Raw genomic sequence first — 12,641 nt, 5'->3', positions numbered from 1 at the left:
CTGACTGTCCAGCCGGTTTCTGTACTCCCAGGCTCTCTTGTCCACTGACCGAGCCACTGTCAGAAACCGGTGATAAAATCGCATTTCCTCCACTTTCTCCGGATAATTCTCCTCCATCCAGTGCATCCATGCCAAACCGTAGCTGCCGATAGGCTCCGTTTCCATCGTCAGTTCTTCCGGCTCTGTCCGCATCTCGTATGTCCCGATTGTGGGGTTCACCTGATACCAGAAGGTTACGCTGCCGATTTGTCTGCTTTTCAGCAGCGGCAGAAAGCATGTCCGGCTTGTTCCGTTTCGCTGCTGCTTCACCTCCCAGCCCAGAACGCCCTCTTTTCGGATCGCCCTGGACTGGGTTAGAAAGTTGTGCAACAGCTCCTTGGGTACTTCCGGCAGCTCCATGTCCGGAATTTGCTCCATTTCCTCTGGGGTAAGCATCTGAAACTCCTCGTATCTCATTTTTCTGAACCATCCTTTCTGCTTGCATAGCGGCTTTGCGGTCATTCATTATTTGCTCCACCTGATTCAGCACTTGTTTGGCTGAAACAGCTGCCAGCGTGATGAAACCAAGCCGCTGCGTATCGGTCATGTATCTGATTGCAGCTGCATCCGCCTGAACCGGGAATGAATTACCGCCTACCTCCAGACGACCGGCAATGATAGCGGCAACTGCGCAGTGAAATGCATCCCGAAAAGCCAGTGCATTCTGTGGCGGCACTTGCAGCCGCTGCATTGCTCCTGTTATGATTTCCGAAGAAACGGTTTTGCGGACAAGTCCAGATAAGAAACTATACTTCGCAGGAAGTTCCAACTTCTCACGAACCATTGCTTCTCCGGAAGCGGTCATGCGCCATTGATACGGCTCATGCTTTTGATCCGTACATTGGGAAAAGTCGTATAGATCAAAGACTTTGCCGTGTGAATCCCGGAAGCGGATGCCTTCGCTGCCCGGAACAACGGAATTACCAGCTTTCTCCCACTGGACTTGGCTTGCAACAAAGCGGCATTCTGGTTTTTGCACGAAAAATTCCAACGTAACGGACGGAGCATGCTTGAACATACGCCCATGAAATTTCAGATACGCTGTGAACTTTTCGCTGCTTTCAGCCATTTCGTGCAGTTGTTCTGCACCGGCACGACTAAAGCATCCAACTTGTGTGACGTTTTCTGACATTCGATTGATTCCTCCTTCAATCCTTGCTGAAAAGAAAAGCGGCAATGCCTGATTACCATGGCGAATTGCCATACGCATCCGGAAATAATAGAGCAATGAAATTGCAGTTAAGCTCCGGTTATTTCATAGATTATACGCTGAGTATAGCCCGGTTTTTTCTTTTTCAGTAAAGAGATAATCTTGGGTACTTGGTATAGAGCCGCATTTTACGGACTACCCCTTACCTCAACTTTTTGTCGATTTCCCACTTGACAAAGCCCCTCACTTCTGTTATAATAAACTTGAACGTGAGTTTTGCTTAACAGCGAGACGTTGGTGCGGTTGTATTTGCGGTACAGCCGCACTATTTTTTTTGTGATCTTTCCCTTTACATACCTCACGACCTGATATAGGTTGTCTACAAACACCCTGCGGTTATCCTTGGCTTTTCTGCGACAGCGTGTGATGAAATGCCCATTGACCAACTCATTGACGGTCTGGATCACAGTTTCACGCTTCATGCCGGTCTGCCGTGAAATGTCTTGGTAGCTGTTCCAGCAACGCCTCAGCGTTGGACTGTACGCCTTGCAGAGAAAGAGATATATCATCATCTGGCGTGGGACGAGCTGCCCAAATACACGCCGTTCTACAAAGAAATAGCCGTCATGGAGCGATTGCTGCGTGACGGCATAAACATATGTACCCCTTCTGGGAGCAGCTTTTTTGGTTCGTTCCAGTGTTTCTACAAGCCCTTTTTCGCATAGATGATCAATGGCTCTGGATATTGTAGTGGGGGATTTGATTCCACATCGCTGACCGATTGTCGCTTGCTTCACACTGATCACCACAGCTCCGGCTGTGGTGGTCGCCGATGCCGGAAGGCTGCATAGATAGGCATAGACGCTGATTTCTAGTGCGTTCAATTTTAAGGAAAATACGTCATTGCTCAATTTGAACAGGCTCACTGATACAGCCCTCCTCTCCTTTTATTTAAACAGGTCACTCAATTCTATATGCAGTGCAGCGCATATCTTTTGGTATGTTGAGATATTGGGTATCGAATCACCATTCTCGATTTTCATGATTGTGTTCCGAGAGATTCCAGCCCGGTCGGCTAGCTCATTTTGCGATAGATTTTGCTGCATGCGCAGTTCGTATAATCTTCCGTGTTGTTTCTCACGTCTTGTAATGGACAGTGGAACACCTTTTTTTGCGTTCATATGCTCATCCCTTCCTTGTTTTCCATTGCCAGCATGTTTTACCGTTGTAGGTATGCTCAATTGCTTCCGGCAGGACGATTGTTTTTCTGCCATTTACCGTGTAGGATGTTTCCTTGCCGGATAGCAGCCGTATCAGCTGATTGTCCGTCAGGACTTTTCCGTACACCTTTGCTAGAAACATGCCGCATTTTTTCGTACAATAGTACCCATACTGCCCCTTTTTGATCTCGCCGCCACAATGTGGACACTTGCCGATGCTCTCTGATTGCCGGTGAAAGGATACGGTGCTGTCCTTTTCAGCGTACTTAGCGCAGAGATCCCGGACATACGCTGTGATCTTACCCATAAAGGCAGCTGCATCAGCTTGTCCATGCTCGATTTGCTGTAGCTGCATTTCCCATTCGGCGGTTAATTTCGGGCTTTTGACTTCATCCGGCACAACGGCTATCAGATTCACACCCTTTTCTGTTGCTGTGATTTGCTTGCCCTTGCGCTGTATATACTCCGCTTTCACCAGCCCCTCAATGATGCCAGCTCTGGTTGCAGGAGTTCCCAAGCCTTTTTTCTCGGTATTATCATCGTATTCGTCATTTCCGGCACGTTCCATTGCTGAAAGCAAGGTAGCTTCGGTATACGGGCGTGGCGGACTTGTCCAATGTTCCGCAACAGAAGCAGTCGTATTGGAAAATGTCTGCCCCTGCGCAAGATCCGGAAGGGCTTTCGGCTTCGCCGCATCCTGTTCCTCATCGGATGCTTTTGACCGGATTGCAGCGTTTGTATTGGCTTCTAGAACTCTCCAGCCAGCTTCCTTGACTGTCTTACCGGTTGCTGTAAAGTCTGTTTCTGCACACCGAATCGTCGCATGTACTGCTTCATAGCGATGCGGTTCGGCGGTTGCAAGAACCAGCCTGGCAGCAATTAGACACAGCACATTTTGCTGGGTTGTCGGCAACAGTGAAAGGTTTGCATCCGTGATTTTCACTGTCGGCAGAATCGCATGATGTCCGGTTACCTTCCGGTTGTTGATGCATTGCTGTACATGGATTGTTTGCTGCTGTCCGAATTGCGGATATTTCGCAAATACTCTGCCTACCATATCTGCTGCTGTCTGCTCCATATCATCCGTGAGATATTGGGAGTCTGTGCGTGGATAAGTTGCCAGCTTCGCTTCATAAAGTGCTTGCAGCGCATCCAGGGTTTGTTTTGCCGTGTATCCAAAATGCTTGTTTGCATCACGCTGCAGGGTGGTCAGATCATAGAGCTTCGGGGGATTATCTGTCTTGATCTCCTTTTTCAGCACAGATAGGACGGCGGTCTGACCATTGCATACCTGTACCAGCGCCGCTGCCTTGCATTTGTCATCTATGCGTTCCGATTCAGCGGTAAATGTGCCGCAGTCAAGCACCACAGTAAAGTATTTCTGCTTTATGAAGTGTGCCACATCGTAGTCACGCTGCACGATCATTGCCAGGGTAGGGGTCTGCACCCTGCCAAGATTCAGCCGGCTGTGATATCGGATAGAGAACAATCTGCTGCCATTCATGCCTACCAACCAGTCAGCTTTGCTTCGGCAGAAACCGGCTTGATACAGTGAATCGTATGCGCTGCCGGTTTGCATCTTTGCAAATCCATCCCGGATTGCAGATTCCTCCAGGGATGATACCCACAGTCGTTTGAAGAGTTTCTTGCATCCGGCAAGATAGTAAACGTATCTGAAGATGCATTCTCCCTCCCGATCCGCATCCGTTGCACAGATGATCTCTGATACGCTGCTGTCATGCATCAGCCGTTTCAGCGTATCAAACTGCTCCTTACAGTTGCTGGCTACTTTGAATCTCCATACATCCGGAAGCATGGGCAGCATCTGAAACGTCCATTGCTTTGCTGCCCAGGCTTCACAGTAATCATCCGGCATAAACAGTCTGACCAGGTGCCCGTAGCACCAGGACACATAGTAACCATTGCCCTCTATGTAGCCGCCTTTTTGCGTGGCAGCACCGATTACCGATGCTATTGCTTTTGCCACAGAGGGCTTTTCAGCTATGACAAGTTTCATCTCTTACCCCTTTCTTTGTAAGACACTTTAAATGAAATCATACCTCACTTGAAGCATCCTCTTTCCGTTCTCCGGTGAAGGATGCACTGGTGACGGTCATTGTCATTCCATCGTGCTTCACACCCTTGTCATCTGTGTAATCATCGTTGTGCATAGAGCCTTCCAGCAGAATCATTGCGCCTTTCTTGAAGTACTTGCTGATAAACCCTGCTGTGTTGCCCCATGCCGTGCAGCGGAAAAAGTCCGCTTTCTTTTCGCCGTTCCTCGGTGGCTGGTCAACTGCAACAGAGAAACTTGTAAGTTCCTTGTCGGAAGCAGTTTTCTTCAGTTCCGGATCGGCAGTAATTCTTCCCATAATAATAACCTTGTTCAACATGATGATACCTCCGTGGTTTCATTTTCTATATTAGGAACGCTGAAATTCTGGCTATCAAAGTAGTCCCCTACTTCATAAACGAGATAAATATCACGTTCAACCTCAATGTATTTTTTTTCGGTAGTGGTTTCCCCATTTTTCTCATAATTCCATTCAATCGCAAGGTAGTATGTGGGCGGTCTAAATATTGTTCCATCTTTCCTCTCTTTCTCTATGATTTTACCCGCAGTTACGACGCTTTCTTGATCTTTGTATTTAGCCCAGTTCGCCAAGTGTGCTAAACCAAGAAAACACATTGTCAGGAATGTTGCTAACAATGCAAAAACATCATTTTGATGTTTCTTTAATTTTTCTCTAATTGTTTCTTGACTAAGTTTGTTGCTCATTTTGTTTCCTCCGGTTTATTCAACGTGTAGTAAGTTTGCCTTAGTGGAGTGGATGACTGCAAGAGCATGCAGCCATGATAGCATTTCCAGCCCTGCGAAGCTGGGCGTCTGCATATGCCCAGTTCACAGTCCCGGCAGTTTCTCGGAAGCTGCCTTTTTTTGAGGAGCCAATCGTACAATAGGCGCAGCCACATGGTTTATTCACCTGTCTGAAAAGAAAAGTTGCTATTTGTGTCAACCTTTTCTGCTTCTTGATCTTTCTTCTTGTCAGATGCTTTTTCACGAATGAGACTTGCCAATTCAGCAATATCCATGTTTTCCAGATCACCATTCAGCTGCTGCACCAGATCCAGCGCAGTTAGCACCTGGCTACTGGTCATATGCTTGGATTTCATACGAAACGCATCCTGTACCTTCTTTTCCGTCTCTTCCTTTTGTAGCTGTTCAACCAGTGCGGACATTGTACGGATTTGCGGTTTCAGCTTCACAATTTCTTGCTTTAGCGCAGCAATTTGTTCCGTTTTCTTGTTCAGATCGGCTTCCAGACGTCGAAGTGCGGTGCGAGCTGATTTCAGCGTGTACCGCTTTGGCTGCTTGTCATCTTCTTCCGCCTGACTTTCGGTGCTGTGCTGCGGCGCAGAAACCGCAGCTTGATTCATGTACTCATCCATTCTGATTTTCCTCCTTCTGAATCACCGTGATGGGGAGCAAATCCTGAATGGTAGCCGGGAATGCGAGATTTCCGGTTTCATCCCCGAATTCATCTGGTTCGCCAAAAATAAAGCAACCGGTAAAAATCTCTTTGGGGCTTGCAGGATTGACGGTGTTTCTGTTAATGACGGTCTGAATGTTTTCCTGATAGAATGCGTATGGAGGGGCAAGCCGGACGGTATCATCGTAGGTGGATTTCTCCTTCTTTCCGATTACAGAAAAATCAGAAAGAGAAACGGTGTTTGAGATCGTGTGTCCGTATTTCCCTGTGCCGTCCAGGGCAATGATGCCGCCGATGAATCCTTGCTTGATAACCTGTGTACGTGCTTCATCTTCATATTCACCGCAACTGATGTGCAATTCAGTTGCGTAACAATTTGAGATCAGCGCATGTTCCACATTGGTACAACCGATCCCGGCAATGCCCCCGGCTGCTATTTCGCTGTTTAGGGTTACACTGCGTGCAACGCAGCCCTGTATGCTGCCACCGTAGAATTCTGGCAGCTCCTGTCCTTTCGCATCGTATGCTCGTGCTCCTTCTGCACTGCCTACAATGCCACCGGCATTGAAGATGTTACCGTTTGCAGAATAATTGTATACGCCGGAATTGACGACATTTGCTGGTTTCCCGGAAATGCCGCCAGCGTAAAGAATATAGTCTTCAAGATAGGCGGAAATTTCAAAGTCGCTTACATAGCAATCTTCAATCTGACCACCGTTGCCAGTGATTGCGCCAATAGCATATTCAGCTCTTTTCGTTTTCTCCGGAGCATCTGTTGTGGTCACCTCGACCGGGTTACCATTCTCGTCTACCAGATCCGGTGGAACGACTTCCGGCGCATAGACAATCTCGGTTGTAGTGACTGCCGCTTCTTCCTGGTCTGAAAGTTCAGCTGTAATGGAACTATGGGACACGGAGCAGTGCCGGATTAACGTTTCTCCAGTTTCGTAAATCGTTCCGTTTTCGGCTCTGTAGTGGTAATTGTAGGCGTTACAGACAATGAAACCATAATCCCTATACACTTCTGACTGGATTGCCGCATTACGTATGTTCACGTTTTTGATGACTGCGCCGGAAACCTTGTCAAACAGGGGAGCATCCAGGTTATCAATCACAAAACCGCCGCCGTCATATTCAAAGTATTCTGTATTGGGATCCGCTTTCAGTTCGTTTACAGTGTTGATGGGCTTGTGTGATGCCCATTCCGGAAAAGAGATATCAGCAATCTGCTTGAAATATCCTCTCGCCTTTTCTACTCCCATCAGCTCCAGCTGGTCAAAATAGTCAATCAGATACGGATCCTCTTTGGTGCCGCTTCCGCCAGCGTATTTCTCAAGCACACGATAGAGCCGTGTGTCTGCCTGGAAAGCATAAGTTTTTCCGCCGTAATATTCAATTTCCGTTCCGTCCGGGTCTGTCGTAAAGCCCCAGGTGTAGCCGGATACGTGCGTGAAAAAGTCCGTTTTATCAAATTCCGGCAATGTGATTTGTGCGCTTCCATCCTCTCCAACCGTTCCCTTCAGCTGAAGATCTTCTGTAGGGACAGCTGCGTAGGAACGGTCAATGGATACGGTTATCTGCTCCGCATCATCAGCGATTACGTTCTGCACCGGAATGATCATGCCATCCTCCGCAATGATTCCAGGATTGGACTCTGTGTCCGCATTTCCTTTGTGAGACAGTCCCAGCATTTTTCCGCCCTGGAAGCTGATCAATGCAATGATAGCAACGCCGGATACAATGCCTAGAACCAGCAGGGGAGAAGATTTCTTTTTTCTGCGCACAACACCGCCCTTATCCTTTTTGTCGGTGGGTTCAATTTGTAATTCACCGCTCGACAGGATGGTTGCTTTTCCTGATTGAATCAGATCCTCAAATATCTCTGGCTGTGTGGCAGCATGGACGGTTTCTTCTGTCTGGTACAGAATATAATCCACCATGATTGTGGCTTTTGGATGATACAGCAGCAGAAACTCCTTGTATTCATGCTGCTCCAGTAGCACCTCTTTTTTCAAAGAAGGTGGAGTATTGCTTTTCGGATCCGCTTCTACCATCATGAAGAAAGTGCGGATTTTATCCTTTGCTGCTTCTATGGTTGTTCTGCAAAAATAATTCAATGCAAGCCCTCCTTTGCTTTTCGCCGTTCCCGGATAATCATGATTGTACAGAAGCCGCCGCCAATCCCCAGAACGACCAGATCTATGGGGTAAAATCGCCACTCCAATTTTTCGCTTTCGGCCGATGCCGTCTGTGCCGCTTGGTTATTTGGCTTTTTTTTCTCAGCACTATTGGATACTGTGCGGAAAAGAAGAAATCCAACGAGAATCACGATTAAAACGGAAAAGACCTTGTTGCGTGAAACAAAGCGTCGGACTTTTTCTACTCTTTTTTGATGTCCACCTTTCATACGATTACGCTCCTCTATTCAAATCCAGTTCCATGCCCATTTCGATCAATTCTTCCCACTGCTTATCAGCATCTGTGAAGCCCAGAGCCGTCATCACTATATTCTTGTCATAAGTGAAAAATCCAATTGAATGAAGGGCGTGCAGACGATCACAGGCACGGTATGGTGTCTTAATGGTTTCAGGCGTGTTATAAAATTTATCACGAGCTTCATCTACCAAATAATCCAGCCATGCCTGACCATCCTGACCAAGATCTTCGTCAATTGCCCAACCGGTATAGCCGTATTCATCTTCCCAGCTTCGGAATGCCTGAATCAACTCTGCTCTTGCATTCTCCAATGCTTTTTGCATAGCGCTTTGCGCTTGTGGCGGCGCTGTACGATAGTATTCCAGCATATTACTGTAGTTGTTGGCATTCGGCACAACGTTGTCTACAAAATCATCACGGCGGTGGACACAGTCCAGATAGTTACTGCGTGCTGTTTGATATTCCGGATTTGGGCGTTCGTCATAATGTATGGTACAATTCTTATTTGCACAGGGCTGATCCGGATATTTCGTATCTGACCACCGGATGGAGGTGTCAACAATCTTATTAAATATTTCCTGCGTGTATTCGATTTCATAAATTTGCTGCTCCGTGCCGTTTGCATCGTTCTCCTGCATTTCCAGGTACACATATGCAATGGCAATTGCTTCGGTTTCCGGTACGGAGATCGTCCAAGCCGATATCAGTGTTTGTTTCCACCCGTCTGTAGGATACCCTTTTGTATACTGTGTTGTGTTTCCAGCCACACTACGTATCATGTATACAAGATCACTGTGGCGCAGATCGGAAGAATCGTAGTACAAGCTGTTTATAAGCGCTACAAAGTTATCCTTGTTGCGTTCGCAGGCTATCCGATAAAAATTGCGTGCATCCTCCAGGTCTGCATCATCGATGCCAACCTGCTGGGTGTATGAGATAGCCTGGGTTGCCGACTGGGTGCTTGCACCACCCATCAGAATCACCACAATGCTGAGTATCACATAAATGACTACACTGAAAAAGAGAACAATCCATGTGACAGGATTGATCAAAGCTGCCGCCATATGTACCAGGACATTTGCGGTGAACCTTGTTGCTGCCACAGCCATTCTTGCTGTTTTTCGAACTGCATGAATGATGGTACGGGGTGCTTTTTTTGCAACCTTAATTGTTTTGGCAGTGGTTTTAACGGTTCTGTCAACGGTTTTGATCGTGCGTGTGCCTTGCTTCCCGGCACGATAGGCAAGACGCATGCTTTCTACGCCGTGATCGGCGGTATCGTTTTGATCAATCTTCTTGTCAAGCGGATTGATTTTAGCCGTTGTGTCATGCAGCACGCTTTTTCCGGCAGATTTCATCCTTCCCTTACCCCTTGGCATGGTCATCACCCCTACTTGCTTGCTTCGTTATTTTCGCCAAACTTTGTGGAAATGATCTTATAGAGCTTTGTATCGGATGGGATTCTGGCGTCAAATGGGATTGTGCCATACGATCCGGCGTAGATCAGCCCGTTGCCACGGGGTGGGTTTGTAACATACATCATGGTTTCAGGCGATATTTGCAGCAGCTTAGAAAGCTGATCCCGGTCTGTGGGGTTTTGAGCCAGCATGGCAACGAATTGTGTGTTTGATAGCATGGTTCGTGCAAGCTCCGAGCGAAGCAGATCATCTACATTTTGTGTGATACCAGTGGGGATGCCGCCCCATTTTCTTGCACGCTTGTAGAGTTCATAGAAGAAGTTTGCAGACTGCTCCGATTTGAAAAGAAGATACATCTCATCGATGTAAATGCGAGTACCGATGCCCCTTGCACGGTTTTTGGCAACTCTGTCCCAGATGTTTTCCAGTACGATCATCATGCTAAGAGTTTGCATGTTCTTCCCGAGTTCTTTGATATCGTAAACCACAATGCGCTTGTGAACGTTTACATTGGATTCATTGGCGAACACGTTCATGCTGCCATGTACATACAGATGCAATGTCTGACGGAGGTAAGCAACGACGGATTTTACCTCATCCGCAGCCTGATGCTCATAAAGCTCCATTTCTGCATAGTATTCTTTTAGAGTGGGCTTGCTGTGCTTCTTATAGGTTTCGTGCATAACATTATCAATGATGGTTTTCTGAATAGGGCTGATCTCCTGGTTGCCAAGAATACAAGAGAAGAATGAAAGCATAAAGTCCAGCTTTGCCTTAATGGGATTATAATCCGTATCATCCGTATTCGGATTTTCCGTCAAGTCCATGGGATTAATATGGGTGTGGGAATTTTCGGAGATGTAAATGACTTCGCCGCCTAGAAGCTCCGCCAGGGCGGTATACTCCCGTTCCGGATCAAGAATCAGGATTTCGTCCGTAGTGGCAAGAATGGAGAAGTACATTTCTAGCTTTGCTAGAAATGATTTACCGCTTCCAGGCACGCCGAAGATAAATCCGTTGGGGTTGTCAAGCTGCTTTCGGTCAAACATGATTACGCTGTGAGAGAGCCGGTTCTGCCCGTAGTATAAGCCGCCCTTATGAAGCAGCTCACGGGTATCAAAGGGCATAAAAACCGCTGTACTTTCTGATGACAAAGTACGGCGCACCTGCAAGTTGTTTTCCGAATCACAGGAAAAACTGTTTCCCACAGGGAACACCGAGTCAAAAGCAATTTCCTGGCGGTATGGAGCGTTCAGGGATTCAATCTGATATTTGCGCAGAATGATTTGAATTGCTTCTGTATTTTTTTGCAGCTCTTCAAATGAATCTGCGGTTATCATAATGATGCATTGGCACAGTGTCATTTTCTGATTCCTCGTTTGCAAGTCTTCAAGAAATTCAGCAGCTTGCTCCATATCCATGGCGAGCTGCGTTCCTTCGATGGGATCAACAAATGCTCTGCGAACGGAAACAGAATTTGTTTTTGCAATTGCTTCCTGTTTCATGTCCGTCTGCTTTCTGCGCACCATGCGAATTGCTTCGGATGGTTCTACAAACTCAATGTTTTCGGAGATAATCAGCGATTGATTCGTACCGATCAGCTCCTTAAATAGCGTATCCTGAATGGACTGAGGTAGCTTGCGGAAATACAGGCAGCGTGCGTATTTGTCGTTGTACATAAAATAGTCACGCTTGAATTCAAAGTAGTTGGGGCAGCAAAGCTGTTTTTCTGCTTTTCTTGCAAATTCCAGCCGTGAAATCGGGTCGATTTTCTGGTCAACGTCGTAAAGAATATCAGCCATAAGCCGTACACGGTCATTTGCATTCAGTGGTATTGGCTCTGTTCCAATCTGTGCCAGACAGCTGATTAGATGTGCTTCCAGGTTGAAAAAAATTATGTTGGCTGCATCCAGATTAGCAGCAGCCGTTGTGATTGTGAAATACTTTCTGCACTGCAATCCGTTTTGACCGTTCATGATTTTGTCCCGAAGAATTTGGTTGAACTCTTGTCGTTCTGGATCCAGCCCATCGCCCATGTCCTTCAGCAGCAGCTTTTCACTGAACTGCTCCTTATTGATTTGGCTGTTTAAAAGGGTGACTTGCAGGGATGTGGTGCTATCAAAGCCGTTCAGCAGGTCTATGTAGACTTGGATAATTTCCTTCTGCTGATCCCTGGTCAGTGTGGAGTAGTTGATGTCCGGTACCAAGTACGTTTTTGAGTACAAATTCAGTGTTTCTCTGCCAACCCGGACGCCGGAACGCAACAGAATCACATGGTTGCTGACAAAGCAGTCATAGGGCATGGTGTCAATTACGGTTCGTTTGATTTTTCGTTTGGCTTTCTCCTTTTTGGGCTTGCTTTTGCTCTGTTCGGATTCACGCATTTTATCTCGGTCACGTGCGGATAGTGGCGTGTTCTTATCTTTGGGCTTGAAAAAGTCCATGAAGTCCAATTTTAGTCACTCCTTTCTTCATATTCACCAGCGGTGATACGCTGCTCAATGATTTTTTCCTCCAGGCATTCATTCCGGAGGGTAACGAACAGATTGTATTCCGTATTCTCATAGGTTCTTTTTTGTGGCAGAAATGTCATGCTCAGAAACGCTTTCATATAATCCTCAAAGTTCATATCCTGAAATGTGAGAAACCCCCATGCAAGGATCGGAGCTGATAAGAAAATAACCAGCCACATTAAGATATCGGCTGATATAAATCTTCTGCCAAATACACTAAGCGGAACACCGACCAGGATCGCAAGGCTTAGCGAAATCACTTGCCGGACAGAAAGCCCGGCAATCAGCTTCGACTTATAAGCCCGAATTTCTGATGGAATCTTTACTTCAATCATAAGAATTACCTCTCGAAAAAAGTTGCTACTTGTGTCAAC

At 46.8% G+C, this 12,641-nt stretch carries 12 protein-coding genes; all 12 read right to left on the bottom strand.

Annotated elements, in window-relative coordinates; translation table 11 throughout:
* Positions 1-1,243, bottom strand: a 1,243-nt coding sequence (locus tag QVO51_RS05345; RefSeq protein WP_288167889.1) for a hypothetical protein, incomplete at its 3' end; no start/stop codon positions are given.
* Between the two features lie 134 nt (positions 1,244-1,377).
* A complete protein-coding gene (locus QVO51_RS05340; protein WP_022357531.1) occupies positions 1,378-2,115 on the bottom strand; it encodes a helix-turn-helix domain-containing protein in 738 nt (245 codons plus the stop codon).
* A gap of 21 nt (positions 2,116-2,136) precedes the next feature.
* Positions 2,137-2,370 (bottom strand): helix-turn-helix transcriptional regulator, encoded by a 234-nt coding sequence (locus QVO51_RS05335; protein WP_281528414.1) that lies wholly within the window; start codon positions 2,368-2,370, stop codon positions 2,137-2,139.
* 4 nt (positions 2,371-2,374) lie between these two features.
* Positions 2,375-4,426 (bottom strand): DNA topoisomerase 3, encoded by a 2,052-nt coding sequence (locus QVO51_RS05330; RefSeq protein ID WP_022357530.1) that lies wholly within the window; start codon positions 4,424-4,426, stop codon positions 2,375-2,377.
* Between the two features lie 37 nt (positions 4,427-4,463).
* Positions 4,464-4,802 carry a single-stranded DNA-binding protein gene (locus QVO51_RS05325; protein WP_022357529.1) on the bottom strand — a complete coding sequence of 113 codons (339 nt, stop codon included), beginning with the start codon at positions 4,800-4,802 and terminating at the stop codon, positions 4,464-4,466.
* Positions 4,796-5,188, bottom strand: a complete 393-nt coding sequence (locus tag QVO51_RS05320) for a hypothetical protein (protein WP_022357528.1) — start codon at positions 5,186-5,188, stop codon at positions 4,796-4,798. The genes QVO51_RS05325 and QVO51_RS05320 overlap by 7 nt, the downstream gene beginning before the upstream one ends.
* Positions 5,189-5,385: 197 nt before the next feature.
* The gene (locus tag QVO51_RS05315) at positions 5,386-5,859 is read right to left on the bottom strand and encodes a hypothetical protein (RefSeq protein ID WP_022357527.1); all 474 of its coding nucleotides are present in this window, start codon (positions 5,857-5,859) and stop codon (positions 5,386-5,388) included.
* Positions 5,852-8,017 (bottom strand): hypothetical protein, encoded by a 2,166-nt coding sequence (locus QVO51_RS05310; RefSeq protein ID WP_022357526.1) that lies wholly within the window; start codon positions 8,015-8,017, stop codon positions 5,852-5,854. The genes QVO51_RS05315 and QVO51_RS05310 overlap by 8 nt, the downstream gene beginning before the upstream one ends.
* The gene (locus QVO51_RS05305) at positions 8,014-8,307 is read right to left on the bottom strand and encodes an OadG family protein (protein WP_022357525.1); all 294 of its coding nucleotides are present in this window, start codon (positions 8,305-8,307) and stop codon (positions 8,014-8,016) included. Before QVO51_RS05305 ends, QVO51_RS05310 begins: the two co-directional genes overlap by 4 nt.
* A gap of 4 nt (positions 8,308-8,311) precedes the next feature.
* Positions 8,312-9,694: a hypothetical protein gene (locus tag QVO51_RS05300; RefSeq protein ID WP_288167888.1), complete on the bottom strand. Its 1,383-nt coding sequence runs from the start codon at positions 9,692-9,694 to the stop codon at positions 8,312-8,314.
* A 32-nt stretch (positions 9,695-9,726) separates the two neighbouring features.
* On the bottom strand, positions 9,727-12,198 hold the full coding sequence (locus tag QVO51_RS05295; RefSeq protein WP_288167890.1) for a VirB4-like conjugal transfer ATPase, CD1110 family: 2,472 nt from the start codon (positions 12,196-12,198) through the stop codon (positions 9,727-9,729).
* Positions 12,199-12,209: 11 nt separating this feature from the next.
* The coding region (locus QVO51_RS05290; protein ID WP_288167887.1) for a PrgI family protein at positions 12,210-12,641 on the bottom strand (432 nt) is incomplete at its 5' end.

Origin of the sequence: Ruminococcus sp. CAG:379 (assembly GCF_000434255.1) — a bacterium.
Classification (GTDB): Bacteria; Bacillota; Clostridia; order Oscillospirales; family Ruminococcaceae; genus Ruminococcus_F; species Ruminococcus_F champanellensis.
Note: the sequence above shows the minus strand (reverse complement) of the source record. Positions and strands in the feature narration are given on the sequence as shown.

Bases quoted from the DNA above. Each gene is read 5' to 3' on its own strand.
- QVO51_RS05335 (WP_281528414.1), bottom strand. From the start codon at position 2,370: ATGAACGCAAAAAAAGGTGTTCCACTGTCCATTACAAGACGTGAGAAA.
- QVO51_RS05330 (WP_022357530.1), bottom strand. From the start codon at position 4,426: ATGAAACTTGTCATAGCTGAAAAGCCCTCTGTGGCAAAAGCAATAGCA.
- QVO51_RS05325 (WP_022357529.1), bottom strand. From the start codon at position 4,802: ATGTTGAACAAGGTTATTATTATGGGAAGAATTACTGCCGATCCGGAA.
- QVO51_RS05320 (WP_022357528.1), bottom strand. From the start codon at position 5,188: ATGAGCAACAAACTTAGTCAAGAAACAATTAGAGAAAAATTAAAGAAA.
- QVO51_RS05315 (WP_022357527.1), bottom strand. From the start codon at position 5,859: ATGGATGAGTACATGAATCAAGCTGCGGTTTCTGCGCCGCAGCACAGC.
- QVO51_RS05305 (WP_022357525.1), bottom strand. From the start codon at position 8,307: ATGAAAGGTGGACATCAAAAAAGAGTAGAAAAAGTCCGACGCTTTGTT.
- QVO51_RS05300 (WP_288167888.1), bottom strand. From the start codon at position 9,694: ATGAAATCTGCCGGAAAAAGCGTGCTGCATGACACAACGGCTAAAATC.
- QVO51_RS05295 (WP_288167890.1), bottom strand. From the start codon at position 12,198: ATGGACTTTTTCAAGCCCAAAGATAAGAACACGCCACTATCCGCACGT.